Here is a 14,597-nt window from a genome sequence, read left to right on the forward strand (position 1 = left end):
GCTGTCAGCCTGCGGCTGCGGCCGCCGTCCAGTTCACCCAGCCGAACGTCCAGGTGGCCAGGATCAACAATCCGAACACGATCCGGTACCAGGCGAATGCCGCATAGCTGTGGTTCGCAATGAACTTCAACAAGCCGCGTACGGCGATCATGGCGAAGAAAAACGCTGTCACGAAACCCAGCGCGAAAACCGGCAGATCGCTGCTCTGGAACAGGTCCCGGTACTTGTAGCCTGAATACACCGCAGCACCGACCATCGTTGGCATCGCCAAAAAGAACGAGTACTCGGTGGCAGCCTTGCGTGATAGACCAAACAACAAGCCACCGATGATCGTCGATCCAGAGCGGGAAGTACCCGGCACCATCGCCAGGCATTGCGCAAACCCCACCTTCAGCGCATCTGGCCAGCGCATGTCGTCAACATGTTCGATATGCACCACATGATCCCGCTGTTCGGCCCACAACATCACGACACCACCGAGGACCAATGCGACGGCTACGGTGATCGGATTGAATAGATATTCATGAATCTTGTCAGCGAACAACACCCCCAGCACAACGGCCGGAAGAAATCCGATCAGCAAGTTGAGAGTAAAACGCTGTGCATTGCGTTGGCTCGGTAACCCTTTGATGATTGCGAAGATCTTGGGGCGAAACTCCCAAACGACAGCGAGAATGGCGCCCAGCTGAATAATGATATTGAACGCCATGGCGCGCTCCCCGCCAAACGCCAACAAGTCTGCAACAATGATCTGGTGGCCCGTACTTGAGATGGGCAAAAACTCGGTCAAGCCTTCTACCGCACCTAAAATCAACACCGTGAACAGGGTCCAGAAATCCATTAATCCTCCGTCAGACCATTTTTTGAGTATGGCCCGTCAACTGCACTCAGATATTGAGATGCTGAAAAGCAATCGGTGTAGCGACATCCATCACCCGATTTGGCGAGGGAGAATATGTCTTATCAAAAGACACACTCAAGCCATGTTAATAATCGTCCGCCTACGAATACGTCCGGAAGAAATTTAGTGCTCGACAGAAAAAGTCTCAGTCGTTATTAAGTGTGACCGTGCTCACACTATTTGTATTTCTACGGGACTAAGCCTTCTGTCATGAGTGATGGCACCCACTGATGAAAACAGTGGCAAAAGGACATAAAAACAAATCGCCACCGATTCAAAATAGTGGCACAATTCCATATTGCCACCATCTAACGACGTTATTCCACTAGTTCAGCCAGCCGAGAAAATCAACTAAAAGCTTGAAAAGCTTAGTTATTGTTAGAAAACTCGGGAGCCACGTCTAAAATCCGCGTAAATGTTACCAATTGTCAGTCACAGATGAGAACCGGTGCTTTAACATCCCGATGTCAGCACCTATTCGAGTCAATGCATGATGCTTACAGGGAACTTAGCGACTAGAAGCCAGCGCCAGACAAACGATGAACCCGGAGTCCTCACTCTGGGTCGTACCCGTGGCGTGGCTGAACATTTTAGAGCGCTAGTCGCAAGGCATGTGCGGACCGATATGGCTCTAGAGGCCAACGCCTACACTAGTTCATATAAGACAAATGAACGCTCTGGTTCGTATCGAGCCATCTTCATCATCATCGATAGCCCCCAAGCCCTCGAAGAAAGCCTCGCGCTAGTGGAAAACCTGCGCACCGGCAACTTGAAACCCATCATTTGTGCGGTCATCACGGGTCGCGGCGCCTTCAACAAGATAAAGTACTATCTGGCAGGGGCCGACTTTTGTATCAAGCTGACTACTCTTTCTGATGAAAGCTCGGCGCTGCTTGCCGAATTCTTTAGTAGTGAAGAATGGCAAAGAGATATCAATCTGATATTGGACCCTACTCGCATTTGCCTACTGGGCACCAGCAAGAAACTGGACATTTCCTTTGCAGAAATGAAGATTCTGGAAGCCTTTGCACACACCAGCAACCACATACTAAGCCATGATGAAATTGCCACCATCATGGGGTTGAACAGCAACTTTTATGACCCCAGAGCCCTGGAAAAGTCGATCAGTCGTCTTCGTGGAAAAATCAAGGACATGTATGGTACAAACGCGATCCAGAGCATTCGGGGGCATGGATACCGCCTGATGAGGGGGCTGATCTCAACGCCCTGACTCAAAGAGTTCAAGGCCTTTTGATATCAACTAGCCGAATGCCATCAACCCTATCGACTCATCGTTTATCCGAGTTGGTGATTTATCGATTACATGACGGTGGCAACATCGAACCATAACAATAAAAGTTTTATTCTATAGCAAGATCGAGTGGAACCTATCGAGGGCCATTTTGGGCCCAAACCCTGCCTTTCGATTACTTCCGTGGGAGTCGTTACTCCCCTGCCGATCATCTTTTTAGCCAAATTTGGTGTGTACGTTAGGAGAGAGACATGGAAATTAGTACAACCCTCCCAAGAAAATACTTTGTCGTCGTGACTCATAGCACAACGTCGCAGCGTGAACTCGAGACCATCCTGTCCAGTGAGCGCTTCAATTCGTTTGGCACGTCCCAGGCACAAATGTTTATTGAAGGTGTTGCTTCGCCCTCTTCCGCTCCAGTGCTGATGGGGTTCACTTACCCGAGCGTTTCAAGGAAAAATGTCGCGCGCAGTATCGAACACGATACACAAAGAATCCTCGCCACACTTGAGTCCGAATGGCTGGCGGCACAATCCGCGAATCCATTCCATAACGTACCGGCAATAACGGGTGAAATAAGCGACGCCCCCCGAAAAATCGCGAACGACGCTGTTTGCAGCGAAGCCTGGCAACTCGACAATGATCAAAGTGCATTGGTCAAAGAGGGTATCGAGATCAACCTGACCGGATTGGAGGCCACGCTGATCAAGAAAATGTTGCACCACGAGGAGCGTGTCGTCAGTCGAGACGATCTGATCCTCAGCATCGGCAGAGAGCCAGAGCAATATCGCGGACTGGAAATGTGCCTGAGTCGCCTGCAAGACAAATTCAAAAGCGCCAGTAATGGCGAACGTCTGTTTCGTGCCGTGCGCAACCGTGGCTATTGCCTGATCCAGGAAGTCTTGGCGTAAGCAAGTCCTCCCTGAACGAACAAACAGAAAAGTGCGATCACAATAATAAAAGAGCACTCTGTTTGACGACCCCCGCTACTGCGACTCTCTTACTCCCTCCCTGTTACAGTACCAAATACCACACCCACTATTCACCCCTTCCTATTCGACCTTTTCTAACGCCCGCACTTTTACAAACTTGCATGATTGGCACTTTGCCACCTTGTTAGAACTCGTCAGACAGCATCCCTGCCAATAACTTAGTCTATTGACTGACGACAGTTCGGCATATCGACGTTGTTACCTCAGGACACTCGCTCCAATAACAATAATAAGCCTACTTAACAACTCGGTTTTCAACTGTCGAAACCTGAATGGACGTCTTTTGGGGATATTGTATGGATCTTACTCTTAGTATCAATCGAAACACCGGCCTCAAGGGACTGACCTTTTGGGGGCAATGGGCGCTGGCGCAAGGCTTTGTAGTTTCATTGTTGTTCATACTTGCTGAACAGCACACGGGAGCGGTCGAGTTCTACTACCGCATGTGCGCAACACTCGCCGTACTGGCCTCGGTCCCGGCTTATACATTTAGCGGTGTATATCGAAAAAGAGACAATTATCTGACCGGGCTGGGGCGCCTGTTCATGGGCTGGACCATGACAATGGCAGCACTGGCCTGCATCGCATTTGTCTGCAAGGCTGATGAGCTGTTTTCGCGGCAAGTGATCCTTGGTTGGGCGGTGTACGGGTTCCTCGGTCAGGCGTTGTTGTATGCGCCACTGCATGCGTTCTCGAAGTTCTACCAGCGCTCACGCAAAAGCGAGCATAAAACCCTGATCGTTGGCACCGGCGAACTGGCGCTGGGGTTGGCGCACAAGCTGAGCAACCTCGAGAACCTGCCGTTGGTGGGTCTGGTCAGCAACGGCGCCCTTCCCAATCTGGAACCAGGTGCACCGCGCATCGTCGGCGCCCAGGAGGATCTGCTGGAACTGATCAAAACCCATGACATCCGTCGTTTGTACATCACCCTGCCCCTGTCGGAAGCGGCAAAGATCGAAGCCATGTACGTCGATTTGTTGGGTGCCAACGTTGACGTGGTCTGGGTGCCGGACTTGAACAGCCTGACGTTGCTCAATCACTCGGTGAAAGTCGTGGACGGCCTGCCAGCGATCTACTTGAACGAAAGTCCGCTGACCAGTCGCCCCACTGCCGCGCTCAGTAAAAGCCTGGTGGAAAAAAGCGTGGCGCTGCTGGCTATCATCCTGTTGAGCCCGGTTCTGCTGGTCATTGCGCTGGCGGTAAAACTCAACTCGCCCGGCCCGGTGTTCTTCAAGCAGGACCGTCACGGCTGGAATGGCAAGGTGATTCAGGTCTGGAAGTTCCGCTCGATGCGCGTGCACGATGATCACGAGGTCAAGCAGGCCAGCCGTAACGACTCGCGCATCACGCCGGTCGGGCGCTTCATCCGTCGCACTTCGCTGGATGAGTTGCCGCAACTGTTCAACGTGCTGCAAGGGCACATGGCGCTGGTCGGCCCGCGTCCTCACGCCATCGCGCACAACAACTACTACTCCGGAAAAATTCTCGCTTACATGGCGCGTCACCGAATCAAACCGGGTATTACCGGCCTTGCGCAGGTCAACGGTTGCCGGGGCGAGACAGACACCATCGACAAGATGCAGAAGCGTGTCGAAATCGATCTGAAGTACATCAACAACTGGTCGTTGTGGCTGGACCTGAAGATCCTGGTGAAGACGCCGTTCACGTTGTTGTCGAAGGACATCTACTGATGGTTTAGGCCTGCACAAGGCAACACCGCAAGGGGACGTGAGTCCCCTTTTTTGTGGGTGTGATTTGGGGGTTGGGGTCTGCCGGGATTTCTGGATCGCCAAAAAAACACTGTAGGAGCGAGCCTGCTCGCGATGGCGTCGGGTCAGTCGATATCAATGCTGGATTTAACCACGCCATCGCTAGCAGGCTAGCTCCCACAGGGGATTGGGGTTTTTTCAGAATCTGCGGTTGGCCAAAGAACCAATGTGGGAGCGTGGCTTGCCCGCGATGGCGTCGGGTCAGTTGACATCAATGCTGATGTGCTGGCGCCATCGCGAGCAGGCTCGCTCCTACAGGGGATTGGGGGATTGCCTGGATCTTCGGTTTGCCAAAAAAAAACTGTAGGAGCGTGGCTTGCCCGCGATGGCGTTGGGTCAGTTGACATCAATGCTGATGTACTGGCGCCATCGCGAGCAAGCTCGCTCCTACAGGGGATTGGGGGATTGCCTGGATCTTCGGTTTTCCAAAAAAACACTGTAGGAGCGTGGCTTGCCCGCGATGGCGTTGGGTCAGTCGACATCAATGCTGAATGTGTTGGCGCCATCGCGAGCAGGCTCGCTCCTACAGGTTACTCGGTGATCTTGCCGAAGTTGCGGTAGAACATGTCGTCGTCGCGGCTGTCGGTCATGGAGTGCAGTTGGTAGCTGCGATTGAGCCGTGCGCCGCCGTCCCGGGTCAGCGGTGACCAGACGAGGTTGGCGCGGCGCATGGTCGACATGCTCATCAGTTCGTCGAACGGAATGGACAGGTAGATGCCTTTGTCGAAACTACCTTCGCCGTATTCCGCGCCGGTTGCGGTGGTGATGGTTGCCCAGGCACCAAACCGTACGCCGTTGGAAAACTCCCGCGAGATGTCCAGCGTGCCGCCCCAGTCGCCGGCCAGGTAACGCCCGACGCTGATGGCTGCCAGCGTATCGTGGGGCAAGTCGGTGTAGCCGGTGATGTGACCGGTCACCACCGAGTAATCACGCAAACCAAACCCTTGGTCGAACTCACGCTGACGGACGTAGTTCAGGTCCGCCCCCAACGACCAGCGTTCACCGGTCGGACGAAACAGCACCTCGCCCCCGACACCGGCAAACATCGACTCCAGATAGCCGCCGTACACCATGCCATACAGGTCTTTGTCCAACTGCTCGGCATGGCTGACCTGGAACAGCGGCATGGTGACATCGGAGGTGGTCATGTACTGGCGCAAGTCCGTGCGCACACGCGGCAAGCCGCTGGGTGCGTCATAGGTGAACTTGTCGAAGTTGTTGATCAGGTTGGCACTGAGCAAGCCACTCCACCAGGTGTTGCGGTTGAACCGGTACTCGGCGTCCGCGTCGGCGCTGAATTGATAGAGCAAGCCATCAGGGCCGCCCACGTTCTGCTTGAAGCCCAACCCGACGCCATAAGCGAATGGCTGCATCGCTTCGGTGTAGAGGGTTTTCTCGTTGTGTGGCATCGCCGGATTGATCTCAGTCGTGCGGTGCAGCGTTTGCAGCGGCTCCTCGTTGTTGATCACTTCGCGGAAGGTTTGCCGAGGCACGCTGGTTTCTTCAAGCGGCAGGTCGTAGCGCTTGTTCACCACGGTGAACCAGTCGATCTCGTCGTTGACGCTGTTGTCCAGAATCCGACTCGCGCGGCCTACGGCTTTGGCGGAATGGAAGTAACGCTGCTGCTCGCCATACACGATCAACTCGGAATCGCGCTGGCTGATGCGCTCAATCTTGTACCCGGCATTTTGCTGCAGGCGTCGGGACACATCGGCCCAGTTGACCTGATCCATCTCGGTGCTCGGCGCCTTCGCAGGCAAGGGTTCGGCCGGTGGATCGAACGTCTTCGCCGGTGCCTTGCGGCTGACGAAATTGGTGTGAAAGGTGACGCCGAACATCGCCGTGTTGCCACGTTCCCACGCCGCGCTGACATCGATCGAGTCAGTCACTTTGAACACCGCGCCGAGGTTGATCGGCGAGTCCTGCTTGATCTCGTTGTCCTTCGGTTCGTTCTTGTAATCGTTGCCCTCGTATTCGAGTTTCAGACTGAGCCGATCCCAAGGCGTCTGATAGCTCACACCGCCGAAAAAGGAAGGGCTGCCGCGAAAGTACGCACCGGCGTTAACGTCACCGGTCCCTTCACTGTCCGGTCGGGTCTTGAAGCGCTCATCGATAGAGCCCAGCGGGTTTTCAAAGTCGCCGCGATTGCCCAGGTAACCCCAGGCAATACCGGCACTGAAATCAAGGTTGTCGTAGCGCTTGTTGGCCACCACGAACTCACTCGAGAACAGGCCTGTACCGCCGATGTCCCGGAAGCCCACGGCCACTTCGGGCGCCCAATGGGTTTCTTCCCAGACGCGGGCCTTGAGGTCGACCGCCTTGTCCTTATAGCTCTGGCTGCCGCTCAGCGATTCGGGGCCGTAAGGCCGGTTGGTGATCGCGGTATAGCGAAACGAGCCTTCCAGCCATTCAAGTGGCTGAAGTGAAACGCTGTAACGGCTGTAGGGATCGGTGCGGTTGGCGTTCAGGCTCAACTCACCGGCCGGCGCCATCCGCGCCGTCGGCGTTTGCAACAGGCCAGCGCCACCGAAATCATTCTGGGTAATACGCGGTTCTGCATAGGCCAAACCACACGGAAACAACAATACGGCTGCAAAACGTAAATTCAACGAACCACCTCAGCCAGCTGCGTGGCAATAAATTCGGCCAACTGCTGATTCAGTTCAGGGATAGGCGGATCAAGGTCATCGTTTTTGACCGGGACCAGAATCCTGCTGCCGGCGGCCGGTATCTGCCCGCTCTCGCGATTCCAGTGCGCGATGCCGACTCGCCGGGAGACGCCGTTGGGCTGGATCAACCACAGGTAATCCGCGTCAGCGTCCTCGAGCGGCGCACAGCCTTGCAGGTACTCGCGGGCCTCTTGCAGCGCTTGATAGGGCAACCGGCAAGGTTCGGCGACAGCGCCAAGCACCTCGACCTCATCGACCCGCAGCGGATAGATCAGACGGTCACCGTCGTCCAGGCGAATGTTGCGGGCGAACCCGACTTCCACGGCGACCGGGTCCAGAACGGCCACCTGGCGCCCGGTGACCGGCATGCGCCTGACGTCCTCGGCCAAACGCAACGCCAGGGCAGCCCGGCTCGGTCTGCCGAAGAGCATCGCCATGCGCTGCAACACGTCCAGATCAAACAGCACGCCGGCCTTGAGTCGGGTCTGTTCTTCAACCAGGGACTGCCGCAGCAAGACGCCCGCCAACCAGTAACTCTCGGCATTGGGTTGCGCCACGCTGATCACGTCGAGCAAGCGCCCGCCCGCTGGCAGGTCGACCGCGCCCGGGTGGGCAACGTCACCGCTGACGGTGACCGCTGCCTGGCTGATGCCGGTGATCAACAGCAGGCACGCCGATAGCGCCCTGACCCGCTTCAAGGGACATGCCTGCGGTCAGGGGTCAGTTGCACAATCTTGACCCGCAACTGCGAGGTCAATTGCTGCTCACTCTGCACAATGAAACCGTCAACGGGATCGACCCAATAACGATTGGTCGCACGCAGGCCGATGGCCGGGGCGTCAATCTGCTCATCGACACGTAGCACGGTGTATTCCTTGTTGAGGATTTCGAGGGTTTCCATGGATCTGCGGGAGAAGCGACTGTTCAACGTCACGCCGACTTCCTGGCCTTGATACAGATCGATCCAGCGCTGGCTGGTGTAACCATCCGGCACTTGATGAAGGCCTTTTTTGAACGGCGAAGCGTCAGTAAGACGCGTCCCGTCCAGATCGCCCTCCAGGCCCAGACCGACGCTGCGCACCGCGAGGCCATCGCGCATCAGCAGCACCTGCTTGCCGGACGCGACCCAGAACTGCAGGTCGTCGCGCTCGCGCACCAGCGCCAGCACACCCGAGCCGGACGGTGTGGTCAGCTTGAGTTGCGGATAGCGGACATCCGCCACCTGGGCCGCGGTCACGTCCAGTTCATCCGGCCCCACCACCGCCGACTTGAGGTTGGTCAACGAGGCGACCATCAGCGGGTTACAGCCACACAACATCAAGGCCGCTATCAAGCAGACGCCAACATTCAACGTTCTCACGATCGGACCCGGCCTTAATTGCTGTTGCTGCTGACTTCGCTCATGTTCTTCGCCGCGGACGCGCCCGTACCGACAATGGATGCCGACGGCACCAATTGGCTGATGAAGCGGTTCCAGCGAGTCACGTTGGCAGGACCGACATAAACGACGTCCTGGGGACGCACTTCAAAGTGCGTGGCGAGTGCCATGGCGGTCGGTGATTCGGCTTGCAGTTGATAGACCTTTGCCGGTTCCACATCGAGGTTTTCAACCCCTCTGATGACGTACACGGCGTTGCCGTTGGAGGTGGTCTGACTCAATCCACCCACCGAACCCAGCACATCGGACAGGTTCATGGTCGCGGTCTTGAAACTCAGTGCACGAGGCTGATTGACCTCGCCCATCACGTAGATGCGCTTCTTGTCGTTGTACGGCAGATACAGCTGATCGCCACCCTTGAGGTAGACATTCTGCAACTCGGAATCCTGCTGATTGAGCGTGTCGAGATTGAGCGTGTACACCCGCCCGTTTCGCGTCAGCATCAGGCCGGACAAGTCAGCACTCGCCGTATCGATACCGGCCGTACCGAGGGCCTCGACCACACTCAGCGGATTGGTGGAAATCGCTTGCGGACCGGCCTTCGAAACGGCGCCCGTCACCACGACTTTCTGACTGGAAAAACGCAACACGGCGACATCCACTTGCGGCTCGGCGATGAAAGCCGACAGTCGTTGTTCGATGTCTGCTCGCAGTTGCTGGATCGTTTTGCCGGCCGCCTGAACTTCTTTGATGAACGGGTAATAGAGCGTGCCATCGGCACGCACCAGACGGCCGTTGGCATCGATCTGCTGTTGCGCGCCGGAGGGGGCTGTCAGCTCCGGGTGGTCCCAGACCGTGATGTACAACACATCGTTATTGCCGATGCGGTACTCGGCCGGGGTCGTCAACAACTCGCTCGGCACGGACTCGCGCTTGTACGTGGCCCGGTTCATGGAGATGAGCTTGGGCGTGATCGGAATGAGCTCGACCCGACTGCTCTCGCTGGCGCCCTCGCGCGTGATATCACTGGTGCTCAGGTATTGGCCGGGGGAAAACATGCAACCTTGTAAAGCGATGCTTGCCAACATTAAAAGAGAAAAACTACGAGTCATAATGGCACTACGCTATTCAAGGGCGAATCTAAAAACAAAGTCACCCGACTTTCGTCGGGCGACCTTGTACTGCACCAACAGGTATTTCAGTTAGTTGTGCGTACCGGTTGTACCGGTGGTACCCGTCGTACCGGTGGTACCGCCGTTTGCACTTCCACCACTGTTGGACGCCGCTACAGCACTGGCGACCATTGCAGTACTGGCAGCAGTGGCTTGAGTCGCCGCCACATTCCCCAATACATTGGTCGCCGCAGTAAGCGGCGCTTCTACCGCGGACGCCCAGTTGCTCAACATCGTCAACAGGGCGATTGCCATCACTTTCTTCATATCAACTCCTTTCTAACATTCAACCTGATAGACATCAGGCATTACGTTAGAGGTGGTAGAGTTCAAGTCCGCGAAAAGTGCGAACAAGATCCGTTGTTCTTTCACAGTCTTACCCAACTGATAAAAGTCAAACGGCAGGTTTATATCTACGGGCTTGCAAAACGCATAGCCAGTGTATTTTCCCGACGATATCTAACAACCTGACTGGAAATAACATTAGGTCAAAACGACATCATCCGAGGTAACCCTTGGGATGACTGGATTGCCAGCGCCAGGTGTCGGTCATCATTTCCTGAAGGTTGCGTGTGGCTTTCCAGCCCAGCTCTTTCGCCGCTTTGGAGGGGTCGGCCCAGCTCTCGGCGACATCCCCTGAGCGACGCGGTTTCATCCGATAAGGCACCGGCTGACCGCACGCCTGCTCGAACGCTCGCAGCACTTGCATCACGCTGTAACCATCGCCCGTGCCCAGATTCCAGGTATGAACGCCGGAGCGCCCGGCGATGGACTGCAAAGCCTTGAGATGGCCGTCCGCCAGGTCCACGACGTGGATGTAGTCACGCACACCAGTGCCGTCGACCGTGGGGTAATCGTTACCGAAGATCGACAACTCTTGCAGACTGCCGACCGCCACCTGGCTGATGTAGGGCACCAGGTTATTCGGAATGCCATTGGGGTCTTCGCCCATATGACCGCTGTCGTGGGCACCGATCGGGTTGAAGTAACGCAACAGCGCGATACTCCAGCGCGGTTCGGCCAGGCTCAGGTCGCGCAGCACGTTTTCCACGATCAACTTGGATTGGCCATAGGGATTGGTGGGATTGCCCGTGGGGAAGTCCTCGCGGATCGGCATCTGCTCCGGCGCGCCGTATACCGTGGCCGATGAACTGAATACCAGGCGGAACACCCCGGCAGCGGCCATCGCCTGACACAGCGTGATACTGCCGCTGACGTTGGTCTGGTAGTACTCAAGCGGTTTTTGCACGCTTTCGCCCACAGCCTTGAGCCCGGCAAAATGCAGGACGGCATCAATGGCGTGCTGCTGGAAAATCCGGTCCAGCAAAGCCCGGTCGCACACATCACCGCGAATCATCAGCGCACTTTTGCCGCAAATGGCTTCCACCGCGTTCAGTGCCGCGTCGCTGCTGTTGCAAAGATTATCCAGCACAACAACTTCATAGCCTGCTTCAAGCAGCGCGAGCGTGGTGTGCGAACCGATATATCCAGCTCCACCCGTTACCAGAATTTTCATAGCGCGGTCCATAGTGGGAAAAGTGCAAAGTGGCGTGTCAAGCTCCTCTTATTAAAGATGCGTGCCAATCCACACAAATAAGAGCGACAACAACCCAAAACAAAATTAGTTCAACGACTGGCAATAAATATTTTTTCAGGCCAAACTGTATTGCGGGATACTTATTAGCACTCCGCTGCACTCACCACTATCAACAGATGCCGACTAAAAATAACCAATAACTATCAACCCGACATCTCATAACATTGTTGCGTTATCCGCACATTGCTATTTGCCACTAATGGCACAACTCATGTATTAAAGTAAGCCTTCAATAATCATTGAAACTTGCAATCACTCGTTATTGCGCGCACCCGCTGTGTTCCATGACTGTCCAGGATATTTTTATGATTCGTAAATGCTTGTTCCCCGCTGCCGGCTATGGCACGCGTTTCTTGCCGGCAACCAAAGCCATGCCCAAGGAAATGCTGCCGATCGTCAACAAGCCATTGATCGAGTACGCCGTTGAAGAAGCGCGGGACGCCGGCCTGCAACACATGGCGATCGTGACCGGCCGGGGCAAACGCGCGCTGGAAGACCACTTCGATATCAGCTACGAGCTCGAGCACCAGATTCGCGGCACCGAGAAAGAGAAGTTCCTGGCCGGGACCCGCGAGCTCATCGACACCTGCACGTTCTCCTACACCCGCCAGATCGAAATGAAAGGCTTGGGTCACGCGATCCTCAGCGGTCGCCCGTTGATCGGTGACGAAGCCTTCGCCGTGGTACTGGCCGATGACCTGTGCCTGAACCTGGAAGGTGACGGCGTCCTCACGCAAATGATCCAGCTCTACAAGAAATTCCGCTGCTCGATCGTGGCCATCCAGGAAGTACCGCGCGACCAGACCCACAAGTACGGCGTGATTGCCGGCGAGCTGATCTCCGACGGCCTCTACCGGGTCAACAACATGGTGGAAAAACCGACCCCGCAAGACGCCCCGTCGAACCTGGCGATCATCGGCCGCTACATTCTGACGCCCGATATCTTCGACCTGATCGCCGACACCCAACCGGGTAAAGGTGGCGAGATCCAGATCACCGACGCGCTGATGAAACAGGCGCAGAACGGTTGTGTGCTGGCCTACAAGTTCAAGGGTTTGCGCTTCGATTGCGGCGATGCCGAGGGTTACCTGCAGGCGACCAACTTCTGCTACGACAACGTGTACCTCAAGGGCCGCTGAGGCGGCTCCAGCACCCGACGCCCACTCTTCATTCAGGCAGGCCAACCATGAACATTGGAAAACTCTCGGCATTCATTGAAATGGAGGTGGGCAACCTCGGGGTGATGTCCTCCGTATCGCGACATCAGCGGTTGCCGAGCGCCAACGAATCCTGGCTCGGCCCCACGCTGCTGGTGGAGCGAATCGGCATGTTTCCCTCTTCCGGAGACATCCGCCGGCCGATGCTCGACCCCTATCCCCTCCTCGCTCACCTGAAAAAGCTCTACCGCGGGCAGGCACTGGAAATCGATGACCGCGACGGACTGAAAGTGATTTTCAGCGATTGGCGATTCCGGGTGCGCATTTGCTGTAACGACCCGGCCATCATCATCAACGTGGAAACCCGCTGCGCTACGCAACTGATGCCGCTTAAAACCGCAGAGCTGCTCGCTCATCTGGAGCACTTCGAATCGGCGACCCTGTAGGAGCCAGCTTGCTCCGGGCGGCGTTCCGACGAAAAACTCAATGACACCGCAATTCTTCAGGATTCGCGCGTTATCGTTGACGACCATCGCGAGCAAGCTTGCTCCTACAGGTGTCCTGTGCTGATAGCCCGGTGTTGTCACCGACGATCAGACGATAAAAGAAATCAGCGATCACCCGCCCACCCGTGGCCGGAACCGGATGAATTTTGTCCGGGCCGATCATGGTGGCGGTGTAGCGTTTGACGTCGGTGCCGAATGCACATTGCAGATTGGCGTAACCCAGATGCTGCTCGCGGGCCCAGGGCTCCAGCACTTGCGCATAGGCCGACATCGGGTAAGCGCTGGAACGCGTCGTGTCCTGACGCAGGATCAGGTTGATGCTCGCCGTCGGTTGAATCTCGCGGACCATCCCCACCAACCCTTGAATGTTCTTCAGGTATTGCTCGGGTTTCACGCCGAAACCCTGATCGTTACCGCCCAGCATGATCAGGTAGACGTCTGCGGGAATCTTCGACACCACCGACTTCCACTGCGCCTGCCAGCCGCTATCGCTGCGGTAGAAGTCAGCGGACGTTGCGCCAGATGCTGCGAGTTTGGATACCCGCACGCCGCCCTGATCGTTGCTCATCCACAGGCCGAACAACGTTGGCGCGCCGTTTACCACCTCCAACCGGAACGCCCAGTCTGTCGCCGCCGATGTGCCTGGCAGTGGCACTTCCTGCACACCCTCGCCCGCCAGCGTCAATGGCTGCCAGTTTTGCGAAGGGTTCCAGCGGTAGCGCACCTCGTTGGGTTCACCATTGCCGAGGTAGAGCAGTTTTGCTTGGGTGACAGCCGTGTTGATGGCCGGTGTCGGATTGGCATCGATCTGCAGCCAGGCGCCAGTCCGGCCGGTAAGGGTGCGACTGTCGGGGCTGGCCTGTCCAAGCGCGGAGACCTGCCAATCACCGCCGAAGTACTTTTCGCTGCTGCGGGTGTATTTGAAATGGGTGCCGCCCAGTGCCGCGCCGTGGTTGAAGCCGACATAACCGGGGCCTGCAAAACCCGCTTCCCCAGCCAGCCGCTGCACCAGTTTGTTCAGATAGAAATCCTGCCCGGCGCTGTAGCTGTCACCAATCACCGAGATGGACAGAACCTTCCCCGCCTTCCCTTCGCGCCACTGACCAAACCGTTCGCGAGCGTCACCAATCTCGACCACTGATGCTGCAACAGGCTGGACGTCATCAACTGCCAACATGCATCGCTTCCTTCCCTCGGACAAACA

General features: G+C 56.3%; 13 protein-coding genes. 5 read left to right on the plus strand and 8 right to left on the minus strand.

Annotation, left to right across the window (positions count from 1 at the left end; translation table 11 throughout):
* Window positions 1–4: 4 nt before the first annotated feature.
* Window positions 5–841: an undecaprenyl-diphosphate phosphatase gene (locus QYH43_RS24950; protein ID WP_095060979.1), complete on the minus strand. Its 837-nt coding sequence runs from the start codon at window positions 839–841 to the stop codon at window positions 5–7.
* Window positions 842–1,391: 550 nt separating this feature from the next.
* Between QYH43_RS24950 and QYH43_RS24955 the strand changes: the two genes are divergently transcribed.
* The 3 genes from QYH43_RS24955 (at window position 1,392) to QYH43_RS24965 (ending at window position 4,836) form a co-directional block, all read left to right on the plus strand.
* Entirely contained in the window at window positions 1,392–2,132 is a 741-nt protein-coding gene (locus tag QYH43_RS24955) for a winged helix-turn-helix domain-containing protein (RefSeq protein WP_095060981.1), read from the plus strand.
* 272 nt (window positions 2,133–2,404) lie between these two features.
* Window positions 2,405–3,064: a winged helix-turn-helix domain-containing protein gene (locus QYH43_RS24960; RefSeq protein WP_095060982.1), complete on the plus strand. Its 660-nt coding sequence runs from the start codon at window positions 2,405–2,407 to the stop codon at window positions 3,062–3,064.
* Window positions 3,065–3,441: 377 nt separating this feature from the next.
* Window positions 3,442–4,836, plus strand: a complete 1,395-nt coding sequence (locus QYH43_RS24965) for an undecaprenyl-phosphate glucose phosphotransferase (RefSeq protein ID WP_095060985.1) — start codon at window positions 3,442–3,444, stop codon at window positions 4,834–4,836.
* Between the two features lie 608 nt (window positions 4,837–5,444).
* Here the strand turns inward: QYH43_RS24965 and QYH43_RS24970 are convergent.
* The 6 genes from QYH43_RS24970 to galE all read right to left on the minus strand — a co-directional run bounded on the left by QYH43_RS24970 (window position 5,445) and on the right by galE (window position 11,649).
* Window positions 5,445–7,523: a YjbH domain-containing protein gene (locus QYH43_RS24970; protein ID WP_301158331.1), complete on the minus strand. Its 2,079-nt coding sequence runs from the start codon at window positions 7,521–7,523 to the stop codon at window positions 5,445–5,447.
* Window positions 7,520–8,281, minus strand: coding sequence for a capsule biosynthesis GfcC family protein (locus QYH43_RS24975; protein ID WP_301158332.1), 762 nt, complete (start codon window positions 8,279–8,281; stop codon window positions 7,520–7,522). Before QYH43_RS24975 ends, QYH43_RS24970 begins: the two co-directional genes overlap by 4 nt.
* Window positions 8,278–8,943, minus strand: a complete 666-nt coding sequence (locus tag QYH43_RS24980; protein WP_095061223.1) for a YjbF family lipoprotein — start codon at window positions 8,941–8,943, stop codon at window positions 8,278–8,280. The genes QYH43_RS24975 and QYH43_RS24980 overlap by 4 nt, the downstream gene beginning before the upstream one ends.
* Before the next feature lie 14 nt (window positions 8,944–8,957).
* Entirely contained in the window at window positions 8,958–10,019 is a 1,062-nt protein-coding gene (locus tag QYH43_RS24985; protein ID WP_095061230.1) for a polysaccharide biosynthesis/export family protein, read from the minus strand.
* Between the two features lie 144 nt (window positions 10,020–10,163).
* Window positions 10,164–10,400 carry a hypothetical protein gene (locus QYH43_RS24990; protein ID WP_095061221.1) on the minus strand — a complete coding sequence of 79 codons (237 nt, stop codon included), beginning with the start codon at window positions 10,398–10,400 and terminating at the stop codon, window positions 10,164–10,166.
* A 232-nt stretch (window positions 10,401–10,632) separates the two neighbouring features.
* Window positions 10,633–11,649 carry a UDP-glucose 4-epimerase GalE gene (galE, locus tag QYH43_RS24995; RefSeq protein ID WP_095061219.1) on the minus strand — a complete coding sequence of 339 codons (1,017 nt, stop codon included), beginning with the start codon at window positions 11,647–11,649 and terminating at the stop codon, window positions 10,633–10,635.
* 386 nt (window positions 11,650–12,035) lie between these two features.
* Between galE and galU the strand changes: the two genes are divergently transcribed.
* Together galU and QYH43_RS25005 are read left to right on the plus strand one after the other, a co-directional pair.
* On the plus strand, window positions 12,036–12,869 hold the full coding sequence (gene galU, locus QYH43_RS25000) for a UTP--glucose-1-phosphate uridylyltransferase GalU (RefSeq protein ID WP_301158333.1): 834 nt from the start codon (window positions 12,036–12,038) through the stop codon (window positions 12,867–12,869).
* Window positions 12,870–12,916: 47 nt separating this feature from the next.
* Window positions 12,917–13,333 carry a mannose-1-phosphate guanylyltransferase gene (locus QYH43_RS25005; RefSeq protein ID WP_301158334.1) on the plus strand — a complete coding sequence of 139 codons (417 nt, stop codon included), beginning with the start codon at window positions 12,917–12,919 and terminating at the stop codon, window positions 13,331–13,333.
* A gap of 70 nt (window positions 13,334–13,403) precedes the next feature.
* On the opposite strand, the gene QYH43_RS25010 is transcribed toward QYH43_RS25005, so the two are convergent.
* Window positions 13,404–14,570: an SGNH/GDSL hydrolase family protein gene (locus QYH43_RS25010; protein ID WP_301158335.1), complete on the minus strand. Its 1,167-nt coding sequence runs from the start codon at window positions 14,568–14,570 to the stop codon at window positions 13,404–13,406.
* Between the last annotated feature and the right edge of the window lie 27 nt (window positions 14,571–14,597).

This window comes from Pseudomonas sp. C32 (genome assembly GCF_030417915.1).
Lineage (GTDB): Bacteria > Pseudomonadota > Gammaproteobacteria > Pseudomonadales > Pseudomonadaceae > Aquipseudomonas.

Excerpts from the sequence above, each read along its gene's own strand:
- QYH43_RS24950 (WP_095060979.1), bottom strand. The coding sequence starts at position 841 with ATGGATTTCTGGACCCTGTTCACGGTGTTGATTTTAGGTGCGGTAGAA.
- QYH43_RS24955 (WP_095060981.1), top strand. The coding sequence starts at position 1,392 with ATGATGCTTACAGGGAACTTAGCGACTAGAAGCCAGCGCCAGACAAAC.
- QYH43_RS24960 (WP_095060982.1), top strand. The coding sequence starts at position 2,405 with ATGGAAATTAGTACAACCCTCCCAAGAAAATACTTTGTCGTCGTGACT.
- QYH43_RS24965 (WP_095060985.1), top strand. The coding sequence starts at position 3,442 with ATGGATCTTACTCTTAGTATCAATCGAAACACCGGCCTCAAGGGACTG.
- QYH43_RS24985 (WP_095061230.1), bottom strand. The coding sequence starts at position 10,019 with ATGTTTTCCCCCGGCCAATACCTGAGCACCAGTGATATCACGCGCGAG.
- QYH43_RS24990 (WP_095061221.1), bottom strand. The coding sequence starts at position 10,400 with ATGAAGAAAGTGATGGCAATCGCCCTGTTGACGATGTTGAGCAACTGG.
- galE (WP_095061219.1), bottom strand. The coding sequence starts at position 11,649 with ATGAAAATTCTGGTAACGGGTGGAGCTGGATATATCGGTTCGCACACC.
- galU (WP_301158333.1), top strand. The coding sequence starts at position 12,036 with ATGATTCGTAAATGCTTGTTCCCCGCTGCCGGCTATGGCACGCGTTTC.
- QYH43_RS25005 (WP_301158334.1), top strand. The coding sequence starts at position 12,917 with ATGAACATTGGAAAACTCTCGGCATTCATTGAAATGGAGGTGGGCAAC.
- QYH43_RS25010 (WP_301158335.1), bottom strand. The coding sequence starts at position 14,570 with ATGTTGGCAGTTGATGACGTCCAGCCTGTTGCAGCATCAGTGGTCGAG.